Source organism: Streptomyces virginiae (assembly GCF_040638905.1).
In the GTDB taxonomy this organism is placed as follows: Bacteria; Actinomycetota; Actinomycetes; order Streptomycetales; family Streptomycetaceae; genus Streptomyces; species Streptomyces virginiae_B.
In genome coordinates this window covers 159,396-178,311 of record NZ_JBEZYV010000015.1, presented here as the reverse complement: position 1 = coordinate 178,311, position 18,916 = coordinate 159,396, and the positions used below count along the sequence as shown (strand labels likewise).

Sequence of the window (18,916 nt, the reverse complement as noted above, 5' to 3'; positions counted from 1 at the left end):
CCCCCAGCTCATCGCGGTCACCGACAACGTCAACCAGGCCAAGGGTGACCTCGACTCCGGCAAGTGGCTGCCGCCGCGGACCGCCTATCCCCGTGGGAGACCACGGGGACGACGCCCCTCTCGCTCCTGGATCACCAGGTACCGACCGAAGGACCGAAGAAATATGGATACTCGCTTCTTCACGGCACGACGCCGTGGAAGAGGGCCCCGGGGCGTCCTCGTCGCCGCCCTGGTGCTCGGTGCGCTGACCGGCTGCTCGTCGGGCTACGACGCCGCCGACGTGGAGTACGCCGGGGACTACAGCAGCCACCCGCCGCTCGCGGTGGTCGGGTATCCGTCCACGGGGACGCTGGGGATCACCCAGCAGGTGGTGTGGCGGATCGCCGACGGGAAGGTCGACGCGCTGGCGTCCTTGGCCGACCCCGACAAGGACCGGGGCACGATCGAGAAGACCGCAGAGAACTGGATCACCGCGTTCCGCAAGGGCGCCGGCGGGAAGGTCACCGCGGAGTTCTACGACGAGGGCTCGTACCGCCAGACCGTGGTGCTCTACCTGCACGACACCGGCCAGATCAAGGAGATCTACGTCCTGCCCGTGAACGTGGACGGAAAAGGCGTGTTTCGGGTGAGCATGGCCGAGCCGGAACCCGGCGGGGCCACGGCCGTGGCACCGTGGGTGCCGAAGACGCCGGGCGGACTCGGTTCGAAGATGGTCCCGTGAGCTGATCCGGGACGTGTACGGGCAAGGAGGCGCCGCCCCGCGGATTTCCGCGGGGCGGCGCCCCCATGCGTCCTCCGGGCGGGCCGGCGTCAGTAGCGGTCCAGCAGGGTGGTCAGGACCTTGTAGAGGACCGACTCCGGGTCCGCCACGGCGTCCGGCGAGCGCCAGGCCACGAAGCCGTCCGGGCGGACGAGGACCGCTCCGGAGGCCGTGGTGCCGTGCGCCTCGGCCCAGTCGCCGCCGTCCTCCGGGATCAGGTCGGCCTCCGGGCCGGTGCCGATCGCGTAGGCGTCCAGGCGTACGTTCATCCGCTTGGCGACCGCTCCCGCCGCTCCGCTCCACGCTGTGCCCTCGGAGCTGAGCAGGACGAAGGACCGCTCGTAGAGGTCGACCGTGGACCTCCGCCCGCCCCGCGCCGGATCGCGGAGCCACAGGTGCGGGGCGCGCGTGCCCGGGTCCCCGCACAGCCGCATCCGTTCGGGCACGACGGGCAGGTCCGGGTCGGCCCCCACGACCGCGCCCTGGCCGTACCGGTACCCCATGGCCACGGTGAGGACGCCGTTCTGGCGGCCGCCGCCACCACGCGCGGGTGCTCCGGCGACGGGCTCCGCAACGGTCTCGGGGTCCGGTTCGTACCCCGGGTGGCTGTGCTCCGCGGAACGGGCCGAGGCCCGCTCGCTCGTGGCCCGCGCCACCGGGAGCCGCTCGGACTCGTACGTCTCCAGCAGCCCCGGGCCCGCGGCGCCGTCCAGCACCGCGGCGATCTTCCAGGCGAGGTTGTGCGCGTCCTGGATGCCGGTGTTGGAGCCGAACGCCCCGGTGGGCGACATCTCGTGGGCGGAGTCGCCGGCCAGGAAGACCCGGCCTGCCGCGTACCGCTGGGCGACGCGCTCGGCTGCGTGCCACGGCGCCTTCCCGGTGATCTCTACGTCCAGGTCGGGTGCGCCGACGGCCCGCCGGATGTGCTCAACGCAGCGCTCGTCGGTGAACTCCTCCAGCGTCTCGCCCCGGTCGGGGTGCCACGGCGCGTGGAAGACCCACCGCTCCCGGTTGTCGACGGGAAGCAGGGCCCCGTCGGCGTCCGGCTTGGTGAGGTAGCACACGATGAAACGCCGGTCGCCGATCACGTCCGCGAGCATGCGGGACCGAAAGGTGATGCTCACGTTGTGGAAGAGGTCGCCGGGACCGCTCTGGCCGATCCGGAGCTGTTCGCGCACGGGGCTGCGCGGCCCGTCGGCGGCGACCAGGTAGTCGGCGCGCACGGTGCTGTGCTCGCCGGTCTCGCGGTTCTTGACGATCGCGGTGACCCCGCTCTCGTCCTGTTCGAAGGAGAGCAGTTCGGTGGAGAACCGCAGGTCCGCCCCGAGCGTGGGGGTGACGGACATCAGCACCGGCTCGATGTCGTTCTGGCTGCACAGGCACCAGGTCGAAGGGCTGAACCGCGCCAGTGCGCCCCCCGGGTCGATCTGCTCGAACAGCCACTCCTGGTCGTCACCGGTCAGGGAGCCGCCCTGCAGGATGCCGTGGTTGTCCGCCAGGACCGAGGCGGCCTCGCGGATCCGGTCCTCGACATGGGCGACCCGGAACAACTCCATCGTGCGTACGTTGATACCGCGTCCACGCGGGTGCAGCGAGGTTCCCGCGTGCTTCTCGACCAGCATGTGCGTGATGCCGTGACGGCCGAGGAACAGCGAGGTGCACAGGCCCACCAGCGAGCCGCCCACGATGAGGACCGGGACGCGGTGGTCGACGTTTTCCTTCATGGCTCTTCCATGCCCTTTACGACGGGGGTTCCCTCGCTCGTTCACCCGGTTGGTTCTCTCCTCTCGCGCCGACGGGGCTACCGGACCACGATCGGTTCGGGTGGCGCCGCCCCGTGGCGACCGTGTGGTCTCGAAGGAGTGTGAACGATGACAACCTTGTCGGAACGGATATCCCAGTCCGCCTTCGACGACTCGAGGCTTCGGGTCGTGCTGCTGCTGGATCTGTACGACGGTGCTCAGAACCAGTTCCTGGAGGTCTACGAGGACCTCCACAAACATGTCTCCTCCGTCCCCGGGCACATCCGGGACGAGCTGTGCCAGTCGATCGAGAATCCGTCGCAGTGGCTGATCACCAGCGAATGGGAGAGCGCACCGCGGTTCTTGGCCTGGGTCAACAGCGAGGAGCACGTCGCGTCGGTCCAGCCGCTCCACGGCTGTGTACGGGACACCCGCTCGCTGCGGTTCAGCGTGCTGAGGGAGACCGGCAGGGACCACGGTCCCGGCGCCGCCGCGGCCTTCTCCCCCGGCCCGTCCGCCGCTACCCCCTTCTCCGCCGCCGCTGCCGCCGTGTCCGCTTCCGCGGACGGACCGGACCGGGCGAGGGGCCGCCTGCAGGTCGCCCCTCGGCGCGGGGACGGCGTCGTCCGCCACGCCCTGACCTTCACGGTGAAGCCGGGCAGCGAGTCCGTCGTGGCCGAGCTGCTGAGCGGGTACGCGTCGCCGGAGGCGCAGGTCGACGAGAACACCCGGCTGCGCCGCACCTCGCTCTTCATGCACGGCAACCGCGTCGTACGGGCCCTGGAGGTCGAGGGCGACCTGCTGGCGGCGCTGCGCCACGTGGCCCTGCAGCCCGGGGTCAGGGCGCTGGAGGAGGCCATCAACCCGTACTTGGAGCAGGACCGCGATCTCAGCGATCCCGGTTCGGCCCGGAACTTCTTCACCCGTGCGGCGCTGCCCGCCGTGCACCATGTGGCGGCGGGCGGGGGCGACGGCGCGGAGCTCGGACGGCACGCGCTGTTCTATCCCGCCAAGAAGGGGTGCGGCACGGAACTCGCCCGGCTGCTCGCCGCACAGGACGAGGCGGCCGTGGACGACGCGACGAGCCCCATCGTGGCGAGCACCGTCTTCCAGCGCGACGACATCGTCGTCCGTCTCCTCGACCTGCGCGGGCCGCACGACGCGCGGCCGGCCCTGACGCTCGGAGTCGAGGGCGGCCACAAGGCGGCGGTGCTCGCACGGCTGCTCGACAGCGCCAAGGACGGCGTCCCCACCACCCACCAGGAGATCTCGCGCTTCCTGGAGCGCTCCGAGATGCGCCTGATCACCGACCGGCGTTCGCCGGCTCGAGCCTGAGGAGAAGCCCGCCATGACCGACCGACTGACCGTGGAAGAACTGGCCGCGCTGATGAAGAAGGGTGCGGGCATCGCCGTCGACCCCGCCGTCATGGCCGACCGGCCCGATGCGAAGTTCGACGAGTGGGGGCTGGACTCCCTGGGGCTGCTCGGCATCGTCGGCGAGCTGGAGAACCGGCACGGCCGGTCCCTGCCCGCCGGTGCGGACCAGTGCAAGTCTCCGCGCGAGTTCCTCGACCTGGTCAACGAAGCCCTGACGGCCGGAACCTGACGGTTCCGGGCGGACGGGCGCCGCCGCCCGGCACGCATGACGACGCCCCGGGACCGGCCGACCGCCGGTCCCGGGGCGTCGTGGCGCGTGCCGGCCGGGATCACCCGGGCACGGTGCACTCGAAGGCGTGCAGGTACGCGTTGACGGGGCGGACGTCGCCGAGCAGGAGTCCGGCGTCCGCCAGACGGGTGCGGAGGCTCTCCTCGGTGTGCTTCGCGCCGCCGACGTTGAGCAGCAGCATCAGGTCCATGGCCGTGGTGAACCGCATCGACGGGGTGTCGTCGACGAGGTTCTCGATGACGACGACCCTGGCTCCGGGGCGCGCCGCGGCGACGACGTTGCGCAGGGTCCTGCGGGTGCTCTCGTCGTCCCATTCGAGGATGTTCTTGATGATGTAGAGGTCGGCGTCGACCGGGACGGCCTCGCGGCAGTCGCCGGGGACGATGCCGGTCCGGTCGGCGAGGGGGCCGCCGTCGCGCAGCCTGGGATCGGCCTTCGCGACCACGCCGGGCAGGTCGAGGAGGTGCCCGCGTACTGTCGGGTGCTTCTCCAGCAGGCTGGCCAGGACGTGTCCCTGGCCGCCGCCGATGTCCGCGACGACCGAGACGCCGGTGAGGTCGAGAAGGTCCGCGACGTCCAGTGCCGACTGCCTGCTGGAGGTGGTCATGGCGCGGTTGAAGACGTGCGCCGACTCGTGCGCGTCCTCGTGCAGGTAGTCGAAGAAGCCCTTGCCGAAGAGGTCGTGGAAGACGCTCCCGCCGGTGCTGACGGCGTCGTCGAGCCGCGGCCACGCCTGCCAGGTCCAGGGTTCCGTGCACCACAGGGAGATGTAGCGCAGGCTGTGCGGGTCGTCCTCGCGCAGCAGCCGCGACATGTCCGTGTGGACGAAGCTGCCGTCCTCGGTCTCGGCGAAGATCCCGTAGCAGGACAGGGCGCGGAGCAGCCGCTGCAGGGGCTGCGGCTCCGCGTGCACCGCGGCCGCGAGCTCGGCGGGGGTGGCGGGCGACTCCCCGAGGGCGTCGGCCACCTTGAGCCGCGCCGCGGCGCGTACGGCGGCGGCGACGGCCGCACCGAAGGCGAGCTCGCGCAGGCGCATGGCCGGCGGGGGTGTGTGCGGGGGGCCGGCGTTCGGGGCGGGAACGGGCGCGGGGGCGGCGGCGGGGGTGGAGCTCACCGTGGTCATACGGTCTCGATTCTCCTCATGAGGGGGGCGCGGTTCAGCACAGGCCGGCCGGCACGGAGGTGTCGCACCGGTTGTCGAGGAACCGGTTGCCCGATCCGGCCCCCTGGTTGGCCAGGTCGTACGGCAGGTTGTCCAGCACCACGTTGTCCTCGATGACGTTGTCGGTGTTGGTCGCGCCCACGAAGCTCTTGAACAGCAGGATGCCGCCCGACAGGGGGGAGGATCCGACGTTGCCCCGGATGGAGTTCGCACGCACGATCGTCTCTTCGGCGCCGGTGAGGACGACGCCGACGCCCTGGATGTCGGGGAGGCGGCTGTTGCCCTTGCAGAACTTGTTGTTCTCGTGGATGCGGTTGCCGCGGATGGTGAGGTCCCCGGCGCCGGGCTCGCCCTCGTCGCCGACGACGAACACGCCGCCGCAGTTGCCGGTGAGGTGGTTGCCGCTGACGGTGAGGTTCCGCACGCGCCTGACCGTGACCCCGATCCGGTTGCCGGTCAGCCTGTTGCCGCGGATCACGGTGCCGCCGGTGTCGGTGGCGCCGCCCTCGCGCGCGACGGTGTTGGCGATGAAGATGCCCGACTCGGCGTTGTCGCGGGCGATGTTGTCGCGGAAGAAGCCGCGGGTGGAGCGTTCCTGGGCGATGCCCCAGGTGCTGTTGTTCTCGGAGATCACGCGCTCGACGCTCAGCCGGTCGGTGTAAGAGGCCCAGATGCCGTTCCGCTTGAAGCCGGATACGGTCAGCGCGCGGATCTCGACACCGGTGACGGGCTGCTCCTCCGTACCCATGACGCAGATTCCGGTGTCGGCCTGGGAGCAGGCGGGGGCGGCCCGTCGCCACGCCTTCGGCGTGGCGGGCAGGGTCTTCGCGGCCGGTGGCTTGATCACCGTCCGCTCTCCCCACCCCCGCAGGGTCAGCCTCTTCGTGATCAGCACGTTCTCGTAGTAGGTGCCCGGCATCACGGTGATGATGTCGCCCGGCCGCGCGGAGTCCACCGCGTCCTGGATCGAGTCGCCCGGGCGCACTCGATGTCCGGCCGCGGATGCGGGAGGCGCGAAGACGCCGAAGCCGGCGGCCATGACGACGGCGATGCACGTGAGGGACTTGAGTTGTCGGTTCGTCACCCTGCAGAAGTTATGGGGCGATTGCGACAAATCGCCACACTGGGTGAGCGGATCGACGCATGCCGTCGGCAAACGGCCGAATTTTGACGCCTGGAGAGTGGATCGTCGTACCGCAGGCGGGTCCCGCGGGCCCTGCCGCTCGCGTTGTTGCCCCCTGACCGGCAACGACGCAGGCCACAAGGGGTTTCCCGGTCCGACGGAGGACGGTCAACGGGCAACCCGTCGACCCCGGGGCCCGGGCGGCACCAGGCTGGAGCCGTCAGCACGAGGCACGAACCGCAAGGGGAAACCATGCGCAAGCTGTTCCGCGGCACCGCCGCTCTCGCCACGTCCGTCGTCGCGGTGATCGCGCTCAGCGCCGCGGTGGAGGCCAAGCCGGTCGGCGCCTGGGCGGGATGCCGAGCGGTGTGCATCTACCCTCAGAACCAGAACCCGGCCGTCAAGCCGACGCACGTCTTCCACCGGTACGGGGCCCACAATCTCAGCAACCAGTTCGGACATCACTGGGTGCTCAACAACCAGTACGGCGGTGCGACCGCAAACCTGTGCACCCGCACGGGCGGCGCGGGCTGCGGCAGCCCCATCGCCGCCAAGACCGGTGTGTACGCCGACCTCACGCCGGTCAACTCCATCCGCCTCAACCGCTAGCGTCCCCGCGAGGGGGACGTCCGGGTCCGCCGCGCGGCGGACCCGGACGTTCCTGTGCTCGTCATACCGGCTGGAAGATCCACATTTCCGGCCGCCCCGCGCGGTAGCCTGGGCGACGCCATCTCACTGCCTGGGCGCACTGCCATGGGGGATGCTTTGGGGGATCCGGACCGCCGGCGCAAGGCCGACCAGCTGCGGGAGTCCGACGACACCGCGCGGCCCTTCCCGGCCCAGCTGAGACGTCTGCGGTCGCAACGCGGCCTGTCCCTCGCGGACCTCGCGCGCGCGACGCACTACAGCAAGGGCTATCTGAGCAAGATCGAGACCGGCTCGAAGCGGGTGACCGTCGACGTCGCGCGGCGCTGCGACGACGTCCTGCGGGCGGGGGGTGAACTGCTGCGGCTGGCCCGGGACACCGAGGCTGCGGAGGGTGCCGTCGCCGGCGACGTCCGCGTGGCCGGGCCGCGGACGGAGGGCGAGTGCCCCTACCGCGGCCTGCCCGCCTTCACCGCGCGGGACGCCCGCTGGTTCTTCGGCCGGGAGCGGGCCACCGCCGAGCTGGCCGAACGGGTCTTCGAGCGGATCGGCGCGGGGCCCCTGGTGCTCGTCGCCCCGTCGGGCGCCGGCAAGTCCTCCCTGCTGAACGCCGGCCTCGTACCGGCCCTGCGGGGCGGCGGCTTCCCGATGCCGGGCGCCGACACCTGGCCGGTCGTCAGGCTCACCCCCACCGCGCAGCCGTTGGACGAACTGCTCGGCCGGTCCGCGAAGGTGCTGGGCGGCGATCTCGGCCTCACGGCAAGGGGGTTGCGGGAGCGTCCCCACGCCCTGCTCGAAGCGGTCCACCGGCTGTGGGACCCGCCCCCGGCGGCCGATCCGGGCCTGGTTGCGCCGCCGCTGCGCCCGGTGCTGCTGGTCGACCAGTTCGAGGAGCTGTTCACCCTCTGCGGCGACGAGGACGAGCGGCGCGCGTTCGTACGGGTGCTCTGCGCGCTGGCGGTCCCGGGCGCGGAAGCCGTCCCGTACGACCCGGCCGTCGTGGTGCTCGGCGTACGGGCCGACTTCTCCGGCGACTGCCTGGACCTGCCGGAGCTGGCTCCGGTCTTCACCGGCGGGCTGTTCGTCCTGCCGCCCATGTCACCCGCGGAGTTGCGGGAATCGATCACCCGCCCCGCCCGGCTCGCCGGTCTCGCCCTCGAACCGGGGCTGGTCCCGCTGCTGCTGCGTGACGTCGGCCTGCGCGACGACCCGTCCGGCGGGACGACGCCCTCCGGCGCGCTGCCCCTGGTCTCCCACGCGCTGATGGCCACCTGGCGCCAGCGCGAGGGCGCCACCCTGACCGTCGCCGGATACGAGCGCACCGGCGGCATCCAGGGAGCCGTCGCCCGGACCGCCGAGGAGGTGTTCGGCCGCCTCTACCCCGCCGAGCAGAACACGCTCCGCCGTGTCCTGGTGCGGCTGGTGCACGTCGCCGACGGTACGGGTGCGACGCGCCGGCGGATGAGCCGGACGGCCCTCATGGAGCAACTGGTCGACGCGGGCCCGGCCGCGGCCGCGCTCGACGCCTTCGTACGGGCCCGCCTGATCACCATGGACAGCGACACCGTGGAGATCACCCACGAGGCCCTGCTGCACGCCTGGCCACGGCTGCGCGGCTGGATCCGCGCCGACCGGGCGGGGCTCCTGATCCACCAGCAGCTGGCCCACGCCGCTGCTGAATGGGAGCGCGAGGGCCGCGACCCGTCGGCGCTCTACCGGGGGACCCGGCTGGACACCGCCCGCTCCTGGGCGGACGAACTCGACGGCAGGGGCCGGCTCGCGCCCAGGGAGGCGGCCTTCCTCCGGGAGAGCCGGGCCGCGCAGGACGGCCGGGAGCGGCAGGCCGCCCGCCAGGCGCGGCTGCGCCGGCGGATGCTGGCCACGCTGGTCGTCCTGCTGGTCCTGGCCGTGGGCGCCGGCGGGCTGGCGTACCAGCAGCGCGCCGGCGCGCTGGGCCAGGAACGGATCGCCCGTTCGCGGGCGCTCGCCCTGCAGTCGGCGGCGCTGGCCGCGGGCCAGCCGGAGGCCTCCATGCTGCTCGCCGGCGACGCGTACCGGACCTCGCGGACGAGCGAGGCGCTCGGGGCGCTGCTGAGTACGCAGTCGCAGCCGTTCGTGGCCCGGTTGGGCGGGCACGGCGGGCCGGTCAACACGGTGGCCTTCGGGCCGGACAACGGCATGCTGGCAACGGGCAGTTCCGACGGGACGGTGACCCTGCGGCGGCTGTCCGACCGGCGGACGACCGCGACGTTCACGATGGCCGGGCGGGTCCGCGCGGTCGCCGTGAGCCCCGACGGCCGGACCCTCGCGGCGGTGTCCACGGACGGGCCGGCCCGGCTGTGGGACACCGCCGACGGCCGGCCGAAGGCGGTGCTCCCGGCGAGCACGGCGGGCTCGCGGACGGTGGCCTTCGCACCGGACGGGCGGACCCTGGCGACCGGCTGCCCGGACGGGACGGTCCGGCTGTGGGCGACCACCGGGGAGTACCGTGCCGTCGCGTCCCTGGCCGGGCACACCGGGCGGGTCAACGCCCTGGCCTTCGCCCCGGACGGCCGGACGCTGGTCTCGGCCGGCGCCGACCGGAGCGTACGGCTGTGGGATCCGGTCCGGGCCGCGCCGCTGGCCGTGCTGTCCGGGCACACCGACGAGGTGCTGGGGGCTGCGTTCGCCCCGGACGGCCGTACAGTCGCCACGGGAGGCGTCGACCGGACGGTGAGGCTGTGGGACGTGGCCGGGCGCCGGACCACGGCCACGCTGACCGGGCACAGCGACGACGTCAACGGCGTCGCCTTCACTCCGGACGGGACGACCGTGATCAGCGCGGGCGGCGACGGCGCGACCCGGATGTGGGACGTCGCCGGCGGCCGGCTGACGGCGACGCTCGCCGGGCACACCGACTACGTGCTCGGGGTGGCCGTGGACAGCCGGGGCGCGTTCGTGGCCACCGCCGGATTCGACCAGTCGGTGGTGCTGTGGGACCTGCGGGGCGCGGTGCTGGCGTCACGTCCGTTCACGGAGATCTGGCAGGCCGCCTACAGCCCGGACGGGAAGCTGCTGGCCACCGCGGAGGCGGATCACGCGGTGCGGTTGTGGGACGTCGCGGGGCGCCGGGTCGTGGCCACTTTCGAGGGGCACAGCGAGACGGTGTTCTCGGTGGACTTCTCGCCGGACGGTCGGACGCTGGCCTCGGCCGGTTCCGACGGCACGGTCCGCCTGTGGGACGTCTCGGCGGGGGGACCGGCGGCCACCCTGGCCGGCCAGGGCGGGACCGTGTTCGCAGTGGACTTCGCACCCGACGGGCGAACGCTGGCCTCGGCCGGATCGGACGGCACGGTCCGGCTGTGGGACGTCGCCTCGCGCCGTCGGCTCGCCACGCTCAGCGGGCATACGGATTTCGCCAACGACGTGGAGTTCAGTCCCGACGGGCGCACCCTCGCGAGCGCCGGCGACGATCTGACCGTCCGCCTGTGGGACGTGGCCGGCCGCCGGCCGCTGGCCGCCCTCACCGGACATACGGGTGCGGTCCGGGGGGTGGCCTTCAGCCCCGACGGACGGACGCTCGCCACCAGCGGCAACGACGGGACCGTACGGCTGTGGGACGCGCGGCGCCACCGCTTCGAGGCGTCGCTGGCCGGCCACACCGGCTCGGCGCGGGGCATCGCCTTCTCCCCCGACGGCCGGACGCTCGCGAGCAGCGGCAACGACCGGACGGTGCGGCTGTGGGACGTGGCCGACCGGCGCACGCTGGCGGCGCTTTCCGGACACACGAACGCGGTGTGGGGTGTTGCCTTCGCGCCCGACGGCGGGACGGTGGCGAGCAGCAGTACGGACGGCACCGTACGGCTGTGGAACCTGGACGTGGGGGCGCGGTTGGCGGTGGTCGACCGGTTGCGGGAAGGGCCGGCCGACGCACCCTCCCAGGGCGTCCGGGCCACCCGCAGTGGGGCCCTTTTCAGCCGCATTTGACGCAGCGACCATAAAGACTCGGCCAGAGTTTGGCTGAAACTCCTTTGCAGAAAACGTTGTTGAAAACCCGCCAATCGATAGTACGATTTACACCGAACATGTGCCCTTGGCAACCATCGACCGGGACCTCGACCATCCAGATCTTCCGCCAAAGGCGCATGCCGCATTGCTGTTCGTCCACCGGCACCGTCAGGTGCCCGGCCGAGGTCACAAACCTTGACGGGCGGGATGCGGGCGACGCGCACATCATGCACGCCGCCCGTCCCCCGCCGGCAACAACTAGGGGAGATTTTTCGTGTCGCACATGCGCAAGATCGTCGTTGCAGCCATTGCCGTTTCGCTGACCACCGTCGGTATTACGGCCAGCGCCTCCGCGGACCCGTCGAAGGACTCCAAGGCCCAGGCCGCCGTCGCCGAGGCCGGCATCACCGGCACCTGGTACAACCAGCTCGGTTCGACCTTCATCGTGACCGCGAACGCGGACGGCAGCCTCACCGGCACCTACGAGTCGGCCGTCGGCAACGCCGAGAGCCGCTACGTCCTGACCGGTCGTTACGACAGCGCCCCGGCCACCGACGGCAGCGGCACCGCCCTCGGCTGGACGGTGGCGTGGAAGAACAACTACCGCAACGCCCACTCCGCCACCACGTGGAGCGGCCAGTACGTCGCCGGCTCCGAGGCCCGCATCAACACCCAGTGGCTGCTGACCTCGGGCACCACCGCGGCCAACGCCTGGAAGTCCACGCTCGTCGGCCACGACACCTTCACCAAGGTGAAGCCGTCGGCCGCGTCCATCGACGCCGCCAAGAAGGCCGGCGTCAACAACGGCAACCCGCTCGACGCCGTCCAGCAGTAGAAGCGTCCGGGCACCCAGGGTGCCGAGACGCCGGACCGAACACGCGCGGGCGGTCCGGAGGCATGCCCTCCGGACCGCCCGCCGTCGGCGGACCGCCAGGGCGGCGTCCGCACGAGACGCGTCTCACAGGATTCTTCCCCGGCTGGTATTCAGCGTGATCGCGACGACTTGGTACCGTCGACCGGGGGAAGGTGGAATTGACGTGATGGCAATGCCCGTTGACAGTGTGGACCTGTTCGACCAGGGGTATGCGCTGGACCCGTATCCGGCGATGGCGGCGCTCCGAGAACACGAACCCGTGAAGTTCGACGAGAACACGGGGCTTTGGCTGATCAGCCGCTACGAGGACGTGCGCGCCATTCTGCTCGATCCGGAGAATTTCCTTCCGGACAATGCGATCGACGCAATAGGACGATTCTCCGTACAGACGCTCCGTGTCCTGGCGCGGGTCAAGTTCGACCTCCCGCAAACACTCGCAAACAACGGTTCCGACAGCCACGCCGGCTATCGGCGCATCATGACCAAGCTGTTCAACGCCCAGGCCGTGAGCGCCTCGGTGCCGATGGTCGAGAAGGTCGTCGCGGAGGCGCTCGACGACGTCGAGCAGCGGCTCGCCGCCGATGGCGTCTGCGATCTGGCGACGACCATCGCCCGGGACGTTCCGTTCCGGGTGATGCTGCGGCTGCTCGGCCTGGAAGCGGCCATCGACGTGGACATCGACACCCTCGCCCGCTGGAGCGACGCCTCCCTGGAGCTCTTCTGGGGACGGCCGCGCGGGGAGCGCGAGGTGGCGCTGGCCCGCGAGGCCGCCGAGTTCTACGCCTGGCTCACCGACCTGGTGTCGAAGCCCGCGTCCGAGGAGGGCACGCTCCTCGGCGCACTGGGCGCGCACCGGCTGCCGGACGGGGAGCCGCTGGGGGTGACCCAGAAGGCGGCCGTGGTCTACTTCATGATCATCGCCGGTCAGATGACGACCACCCAGATGCTGAGCACCATGTACCGCAGGGCGCTCCGGGAACCCGGCCTGTGGCAGCGGTTCGCCGCCGAGCCGGCGGCCGTGGAGCCGTGGACCGAGGAGGTGCTGCGGCGGGACCCGCCCATCACCACCTGGCGCCGGGTCACCGGCCGGCCGATGACGCTGTCCGGTGTCGACCTCCCGGCAGGGGCTCCGCTGCTGCTGATGCTGTCGTCCACCGGCTCGGACACCGAGGTCTTCGAGAACCCCGAGCAGATCTGTCCGCACCGGGCCAACGTGCGCAAGCACCTGTCCTTCGGCATCGGACGCCACCGCTGCTCAGGCGCCGAACTGGCCAGGATGGAGGCCGACGTGGTGATGCGGATGACCGCCGAGCGGCTTCCGGACCTCCGCTTCTGTGCCGAGTCCTCGCCGGAGATGCTGGCGCTGCTGTCCTTCCGCGCCCCTCTCCAGGTGCTGGTGCGGCGGGGCTGACCCCGCCGCGCCCGTACCGCCGTCCGGCCGGCCGGCACCCTCAGCCGGCCGCCGTCGGGCGGCCCCCCTCAGTCGGCCGGATGGCGTTCAGTCGGCCGGATGGCGTTCGAAGAGGGTGGCGATGCCCAGACCGCCCGCCGCCCCGAGCGTGGCCAGGCCGTAACGGGCCCGGCCCGCCACGGGGTCGGCGGTCCCGAGCATGTCCGAGAACATCCGGGTCACCAGAACGGCCCCGGAGGCACCCCAGGGATGGCCGAGCGCGAGTGCGCCGCCGCCGCGGTTGACGCTCTCCTCGGGGATGCCCAGCTCGTCCAGACAGGCCAGCACCTGTCCGGCGAACGCCTCGGTGAACTCCACCACCTCGATGTCGGCCAGCTGCAGCCCGGGGTTGCGCTTCAGCAGCCGCCGTACCGCCGGCACCGGACCCCAGCCGAGGATCACCGGGTCGACGCCGGTCACCGCGGAGTCGACCACCCGCAGTCCCCCCGACAGCCCCAGCTCACGGAACTTGCGTTCGGAGACCACCGCGACCATCGACGCACCGTCGTTGACCGGGCAGGAGTTGCCTGCGGTCACGGTGCCACCCTCGACGAACGCCGGTCCCAGCCGGGCGAGCTTCTCCATGCTGGTGTCAGGGCGGGGGCACTCGTCCGACGCCACCGCCACGGCGGCGGCCCTGCCCACCCGGACCTGAACCGGCACCAGTTCGGCGTCGTAGCGCCCCGCGCGGGCCGCCTCGACCGCCTTGCGGTGGCTGGCCAGTGCGAAGCGGTCCTGCCGCTCCCGGCTGATCCCGCCGCGCCGTGCCACGTTCTCGCCGGCGACCCCCATGTCGGGGTCCCCGTACTCGGCGGGCACGAAGTGCGGGCGGGCGTAGAAGCGCGGTGTCCCGTGGGGGACGGCGGGGCGCTCCACCCGCCAGGGCGCGGTGCTGGCGCTCTCCGCGCCGCCCGCGAGGATGACGTCCCCGGCCCCCGACGCCACGAGCCGGGCGGCGAGGTTGACGGCCTCCAGGCCGCTGCCGCACTGCCGGTCCACGGTCGTCGCCGGCACCTCGATGCCGAGGCCGGCGGTGAGGGCGGCGTAGCGGGCGGGGTTGCCGCCGGAGCCGCCGGCGTTCCCGACGATCACGTCGTCGACGTCCGCGCCGGTGATGCCCAGGTCCTCCAGCAGCGCCGTGAGGACGGGGCTGAGGAGCTCGTGGATCGGGGTGGTGGCGAAGGCGCCGCCGATCCGGCCGATCGGGGTCCGCCGCGCCGCCGCGACGATGGGCCGCTGCCCGTTCACAGAACCTCCCGCATGTCGTGCCGACCCTCCAGGAGGGCGCCGCGCACCCGCCCGTGGTCGATCTTTCCGCTCGATGTGTGGGGCAGCTCGTCCGTCTCGAAGAGCCGCCGGGGGCACTTCTGCCGCGACACGTGGGCCGATGCCCGGTCGCGTACCTCCGCCAGGCCGAGGCGGGCCCCCTGCCGCCACCGGACGACGGCGCACACCAGGTCGCCCCAGTGTTCGTCGGGCAGTCCCACGACGGCGGCCTCCTCGACCTCCTCCAGGCGGAGCAGGGCCGCGGCGACCTCCTCGGGGTGCACGTTGAGCCCGCCGCTGATCAGCATGCCCTTCTTCCTGCCGACGAGGTGCAGGTAGCCGCGCTCGTCGACGCGGCCGATGTCACCGACGGTGAACCAGCCGTCCCCGTCCGGGCCTCGGCCGTCCTCGTCGGACAGGTAGCGGGTGAAGAGCATGTCGCTGCGGACGTGCACCTCGCCCGGCTCGCCGGCACCGACCTCCTCGCCCGTGGGCGAGCGCAGCGACAGCTCCACTCCGGACACCGGCCGGCCCACGGACTCCTCCGGGCCGTCGTCGCCACCGTGCAGCACGGAGACGAGGCTGAGTTCGGTGGCTCCGTAGAACTCCACGGCGTCGGCGTTCGGGAACAGCCCTCCGGCGAGGGCTCGCCGGGCAGGGGACCATTTGGCGCCCACCGAGAGCAGCGAGCGCACGTGCGGGAAACTGCGGCCCGGGTGCCGGCGGGCGTGTTCGAGCAGTGCCTGGAACATGGTCGGCACCAGGTAGAGCCGGGTGACGCCGTGCCGCTCGATGTCTTCCAGCGCCCGGGTCGCGTCGAAGGCGGGCATGAGACGGACGGCCGCGCCGACGTGCAGGGCGTGCATCAGCCCGAAGAGGAAGTGCGAGTGCGCCAGCGAGCCGGGCAGCAGGACGGTGTCGGACGGGCCGATGTCGAACTCGGCGGTGTAGCGGTCGAAGGTGCGCAGCCAGGAGCGGTGTGAGCGGACCACTCCCTTGGGGCGGCCCGTGCTCCCGGAGGTGAAGCCCACGTAGAAGGGCCTGTCGTCCGGCACGGGCGGCAACTGCGTATGCAGGGACGGGCCTTGGGGCCTCCCGTGGCGGCGAAGCCACGTCTCGAAGCCGGGGCCGGTGACGTCCACCAGCGTGGCGGGGTCGGCGTACCGGGCGACCGGCCCTCCGGGGGAGTCGCAGAAGAGCCGTGCGGGCGGGGCGTCCCGCAGGACGGCGCCCAGTTCGGCGCCGCTCCATGCCGGGTCGAGCACCATCACGGGGATGCCGGCGAGCGCGCCGCCGAGGAATATCCGTGCGAACTCCTCGCGGTTGCCGAGGAGTACGGCGATCCGGACGCCGGGGCCGGGGTCCGGGCCGAACTCGGCGCGCAGGGCCCGGGCGACGGCGAGTGCGCCGCGCCGCAGCGCGTCGTAGCTCCACCGTCGTCCGGTCCCGTCGCCGACGGCGAGGGCGGCCCGGTCGGGTGACCGGGTGGTGTGCGTGAGGAACCCACTGGCGATCGTCATGACGCCCTCCGTCACTCGGCCCGGGCCGTCGTCCGCCCCAGGTCAGCTGCCCTACCAGGGACTGTGCTTGACCACCACGTCGATGGCGCGGTCGATCTCCGCCTCCGTCAGGTCGGCCCGGGAGGTGAGCCGGATGCGGGAGAACCGGTCGGGCACCGACGGCGGGCGGAAGCACGCCACCTTGACGCCGTCGGCCAGGCAGTTCTCCGCCCACTGCGCGGTCTGGGCCGCGGAGGGTCCGCGGACCGAGACCACGGCCGCCTGTGCCTCGGTCACCGGCAGGCCGGCCGCCGTGAGGCGTTCGGCGAGCGCCACCGCGACCGCGCGGGTACGTGCCGGACGGTCCGGCTCGGCGCGCAGGACCCGGAGCGCGGCCAGGGCCCCGGCGGCGGAGGCCGGGGCGAGCCCGGTGTCGAACAGGAAGCTGCGGGCCATGTTCATGACGTGGTCGACGACCCGGCGGGGGCCGATCACCGCGCCGCCCTGGGCGCCCAGGGACTTCGACAGGGTGATGGTGGTGACCACGTCGGGGCTGCCGGCCAGGCCGGCGGCGGTCACCGCGCCCTCTCCGCGCTCGCCGATGACGCCGAAGCCGTGCGCGTCGTCGACGAGCAGTCCGGCGCCTTGCCGGCGGCAGACGTCGAGGACGGCGCGGAGGTCGACGAGGTCGCCGTCGACCGAGAACACCGACTCGGTCACCGCCACCGCGCGCTGCTGCTCCCGTTCGGCGAGCACCCGTTCCAGCGCCTGCGGGTCGGCGTGCTCGGTGTCGATCACGTCGGCGCCGGAGAGGCGGTAGCCGTCGATCAGGGAGGCGTGGTTGAACGCGTCGGAGGCGATCAGGGTGCCCGGGCGGGCCAGTACGGTCACCGCGCCCAGGTTGGCCAGGTAGCCGGAGGAGAAGACCAGCGCGGCCTCCGCCCCGGTGAACTCGGCCAGTTCCCGCTCCAGTTCGACGTGCACCTCGGTGGTGCCGGTGGCCAGCCGGGAGCCGGTCGACCCCGCCCCCCAGGTCAGGGAGGCGTCGGCCACCGCGTGGACCACGTCGGGGTGGCGGGTGAGGCCGAGGTAGTCGTTCCCGCCGAAGTCGATCACGTCCGGGCGGGGGCCCCGGACCTGGACCCGGCGGGTGAGGCCCGCCCGGTCCCGGCGCCGGGTGCTGTCGTCGATCCACGCGAAGACGTCGTGCGGATCACTGTGTCGCTCTGTTTCCATCGCTTCGCTCCGAACGCTATCCGGCAGGGCCGAGGACGAGGACGCCGTTGTGGCCGCCGAAGCCGAACGACTGGGTGAGGGACGGTCCTGGCTCCCACTTCCTGCCCTCGCCGGTCACCACGTCCACGGCGAGTGCCGGGTCGAGCGCGGTCAGGCCGACGGTCGGGGGTATCACTCCGTGGCGCATGGACAGGAACACCGCGACCGCCTCGAACGCGCCGCCCGCTCCGAAGGCGTGCCCGGTGGCCCCCTTGGTGGAGGTCACCGGCGGGCAGTCCGCGAAGACGGACAGGATGGCGTTGGTCTCCGCCTCGTCGTTGCGCAGGGTGCCGGTGCCGTGGGCGTTGATCTGCCGTACGTCCTGCGGGCTCACCCCTGCGTCCTGGAGGGCCAGGCGGATGCAGCGGGCCGCGTCGGCGCCGGTGGGCGCCGGCATGGTGATGTCGTGCGCGTCGGCCGTGCTGCCCGAGCCGAGCACCTCGCCGTAGACGGTGGCGCCGCGCGCCACCGCCGTGTCCCATTCCTCCAGGACCAGCACCGCGGCGCCCTCGGCGATGGCGAAGCCGTCGCGTTCCGCGTCGAAGGGCCGGGTGCGGCCGGACGAGGACAGGGCCCGCATGTTGGTGAACCCGGCCACGACGGTCGGTGTGATGGCCGCCTCGGTGCCGCCGGCGAGGACCCGGTCGCAAGTGCCGTCGGCGATCATCCGTGCCGCGTGCCCGATGGCGTGGGTTGCGGCGGCGCAGGCGGTCTCCAGGCTCTCGCACGGACCCCGCCAGCCCTGGCGCATGGCCACGGTCGCGGCGGCGGCGTTGGCCATCATCATCGGCACGAGGAAGGGGGAGACCCGCCGGCCGCCGCGCTCGTGGTGGATGACGCTCTGCCGTTCGAAGGTGCTGACGCCGGCGAGGGCCGTGGCGACGACGACACCGCTGCGCTCGGCGTCCACCTCCGTCAGGCCCGAGTCGCGGTACGCCATGTCGGCGGCCGCGACGGCGAACTGGGTGAACCGGTCGGTGTGCCGGGCTTCCCGGACGTCCATCCAGGGTGACGGGTCCCAGTCCGCCAGTTCTCGGTGGCCGTCCGGCGGCGTCTGGAAGAGGCCCTCCCAGAAGGCCTCCGCCCCCGTGCCGCAGGCGCTCACGACACCGAGACCGGTGACCGCGACGCGGCGTGCGGACTGTGCTTCGCCGGCCATCAGGCGACCAGCGACAGGATCAGTCGGTGCAGGTCGCCCACGGTCTGGATCTCCTCGACGGACTCGTCGGGCACCGAGATGCCGAACTCCTCCTCGACGGCCATCACCAGCTCGACCTGGATGAGACTGCTGGCGCCCAGATCGTCGGTCAGGCTCGCGTCCGGGGTCACGGACTCGGCCTTGACCTGCAGGACGTCGACGGTGCAGGTGGTGAGCCGGTCGAAAACGTCGTCGTTAGCCACGGGTGGCCAACCTCCCCCAAAATCAGATGAATTGTCTAGGTTTCATACTTTTCCAGCTTTCGCGTC

15 protein-coding genes are annotated in these 18,916 nt (G+C 72.4%); 7 read left to right on the top strand and 8 right to left on the bottom strand.

The window, feature by feature from the left end; genetic code table 11:
- Positions 1-163 precede the first annotated feature (163 nt).
- Entirely contained in the window at positions 164-721 is a 558-nt protein-coding gene (locus AB0F82_RS22205; protein ID WP_362630410.1) for a hypothetical protein, read from the top strand.
- An 89-nt stretch (positions 722-810) separates the two neighbouring features.
- Here AB0F82_RS22205 and AB0F82_RS22200 read toward each other — a convergent pair whose 3' ends face one another.
- Positions 811-2,484 carry an FAD-dependent oxidoreductase gene (locus AB0F82_RS22200; RefSeq protein WP_362630378.1) on the bottom strand — a complete coding sequence of 558 codons (1,674 nt, stop codon included), beginning with the start codon at positions 2,482-2,484 and terminating at the stop codon, positions 811-813.
- A gap of 147 nt (positions 2,485-2,631) precedes the next feature.
- On the opposite strand from AB0F82_RS22200, the gene AB0F82_RS22195 reads away from it, so the two are divergent.
- Together AB0F82_RS22195 and AB0F82_RS22190 are read left to right on the top strand one after the other, a co-directional pair.
- Positions 2,632-3,837: a SchA/CurD-like domain-containing protein gene (locus AB0F82_RS22195; protein WP_362630375.1), complete on the top strand. Its 1,206-nt coding sequence runs from the start codon at positions 2,632-2,634 to the stop codon at positions 3,835-3,837.
- Between the two features lie 13 nt (positions 3,838-3,850).
- Entirely contained in the window at positions 3,851-4,108 is a 258-nt protein-coding gene (locus AB0F82_RS22190; protein ID WP_356812369.1) for an acyl carrier protein, read from the top strand.
- A gap of 100 nt (positions 4,109-4,208) precedes the next feature.
- On the opposite strand, the gene AB0F82_RS22185 is transcribed toward AB0F82_RS22190, so the two are convergent.
- Both AB0F82_RS22185 and AB0F82_RS22180 read right to left on the bottom strand, forming a co-directional pair.
- Complete coding sequence (locus AB0F82_RS22185; protein ID WP_362630370.1) at positions 4,209-5,291, bottom strand: methyltransferase; 1,083 nt, start codon at positions 5,289-5,291, stop codon at positions 4,209-4,211.
- A 34-nt stretch (positions 5,292-5,325) separates the two neighbouring features.
- A complete protein-coding gene (locus AB0F82_RS22180; RefSeq protein ID WP_436842128.1) occupies positions 5,326-6,414 on the bottom strand; it encodes a right-handed parallel beta-helix repeat-containing protein in 1,089 nt (362 codons plus the stop codon).
- Positions 6,415-6,705: 291 nt separating this feature from the next.
- On the opposite strand from AB0F82_RS22180, the gene AB0F82_RS22175 reads away from it, so the two are divergent.
- The 4 genes from AB0F82_RS22175 (at position 6,706) to AB0F82_RS22160 (ending at position 13,370) form a co-directional block, all read left to right on the top strand.
- A complete protein-coding gene (locus AB0F82_RS22175) occupies positions 6,706-7,062 on the top strand; it encodes a hypothetical protein (protein WP_362630367.1) in 357 nt (118 codons plus the stop codon).
- A gap of 144 nt (positions 7,063-7,206) precedes the next feature.
- Entirely contained in the window at positions 7,207-11,064 is a 3,858-nt protein-coding gene (locus tag AB0F82_RS22170; RefSeq protein ID WP_362630364.1) for an nSTAND1 domain-containing NTPase, read from the top strand.
- A 304-nt stretch (positions 11,065-11,368) separates the two neighbouring features.
- Complete coding sequence (locus AB0F82_RS22165) at positions 11,369-11,920, top strand: streptavidin (RefSeq protein WP_362630399.1); 552 nt, start codon at positions 11,369-11,371, stop codon at positions 11,918-11,920.
- A 205-nt stretch (positions 11,921-12,125) separates the two neighbouring features.
- Positions 12,126-13,370 (top strand): cytochrome P450, encoded by a 1,245-nt coding sequence (locus tag AB0F82_RS22160; RefSeq protein WP_362630361.1) that lies wholly within the window; start codon positions 12,126-12,128, stop codon positions 13,368-13,370.
- An 87-nt stretch (positions 13,371-13,457) separates the two neighbouring features.
- On the opposite strand, the gene AB0F82_RS22155 is transcribed toward AB0F82_RS22160, so the two are convergent.
- The 5 genes from AB0F82_RS22155 to acpP are packed head-to-tail and all read right to left on the bottom strand — an operon-like array spanning position 13,458 to position 18,850.
- A complete protein-coding gene (locus AB0F82_RS22155) occupies positions 13,458-14,657 on the bottom strand; it encodes a thiolase family protein (RefSeq protein ID WP_362630358.1) in 1,200 nt (399 codons plus the stop codon).
- Entirely contained in the window at positions 14,654-16,195 is a 1,542-nt protein-coding gene (locus tag AB0F82_RS22150) for an AMP-binding protein (protein ID WP_362630355.1), read from the bottom strand. Before AB0F82_RS22150 ends, AB0F82_RS22155 begins: the two co-directional genes overlap by 4 nt.
- 51 nt (positions 16,196-16,246) lie before the next feature.
- Positions 16,247-17,410 carry an 8-amino-7-oxononanoate synthase gene (locus tag AB0F82_RS22145; protein WP_356812359.1) on the bottom strand — a complete coding sequence of 388 codons (1,164 nt, stop codon included), beginning with the start codon at positions 17,408-17,410 and terminating at the stop codon, positions 16,247-16,249.
- A gap of 16 nt (positions 17,411-17,426) precedes the next feature.
- Complete coding sequence (locus AB0F82_RS22140) at positions 17,427-18,608, bottom strand: beta-ketoacyl-[acyl-carrier-protein] synthase family protein (RefSeq protein WP_362630352.1); 1,182 nt, start codon at positions 18,606-18,608, stop codon at positions 17,427-17,429.
- Entirely contained in the window at positions 18,608-18,850 is a 243-nt protein-coding gene (acpP, locus tag AB0F82_RS22135; RefSeq protein ID WP_356812355.1) for an acyl carrier protein, read from the bottom strand. Before acpP ends, AB0F82_RS22140 begins: the two co-directional genes overlap by 1 nt.
- Between the last annotated feature and the right edge of the window lie 66 nt (positions 18,851-18,916).

Coding starts and splice junctions, on each gene's coding strand:
- AB0F82_RS22205 (WP_362630410.1), top strand. CDS start 164: ATGGATACTCGCTTCTTCACGGCACGACGCCGTGGAAGAGGGCCCCGG.
- AB0F82_RS22200 (WP_362630378.1), bottom strand. CDS start 2,484: ATGAAGGAAAACGTCGACCACCGCGTCCCGGTCCTCATCGTGGGCGGC.
- AB0F82_RS22195 (WP_362630375.1), top strand. CDS start 2,632: ATGACAACCTTGTCGGAACGGATATCCCAGTCCGCCTTCGACGACTCG.
- AB0F82_RS22190 (WP_356812369.1), top strand. CDS start 3,851: ATGACCGACCGACTGACCGTGGAAGAACTGGCCGCGCTGATGAAGAAG.
- AB0F82_RS22185 (WP_362630370.1), bottom strand. CDS start 5,291: ATGACCACGGTGAGCTCCACCCCCGCCGCCGCCCCCGCGCCCGTTCCC.
- AB0F82_RS22175 (WP_362630367.1), top strand. CDS start 6,706: ATGCGCAAGCTGTTCCGCGGCACCGCCGCTCTCGCCACGTCCGTCGTC.
- AB0F82_RS22170 (WP_362630364.1), top strand. CDS start 7,207: ATGGGGGATGCTTTGGGGGATCCGGACCGCCGGCGCAAGGCCGACCAG.
- AB0F82_RS22165 (WP_362630399.1), top strand. CDS start 11,369: ATGCGCAAGATCGTCGTTGCAGCCATTGCCGTTTCGCTGACCACCGTC.
- AB0F82_RS22160 (WP_362630361.1), top strand. CDS start 12,126: ATGGCAATGCCCGTTGACAGTGTGGACCTGTTCGACCAGGGGTATGCG.
- AB0F82_RS22150 (WP_362630355.1), bottom strand. CDS start 16,195: ATGACGATCGCCAGTGGGTTCCTCACGCACACCACCCGGTCACCCGAC.
- AB0F82_RS22145 (WP_356812359.1), bottom strand. CDS start 17,410: ATGGAAACAGAGCGACACAGTGATCCGCACGACGTCTTCGCGTGGATC.
- AB0F82_RS22140 (WP_362630352.1), bottom strand. CDS start 18,608: ATGGCCGGCGAAGCACAGTCCGCACGCCGCGTCGCGGTCACCGGTCTC.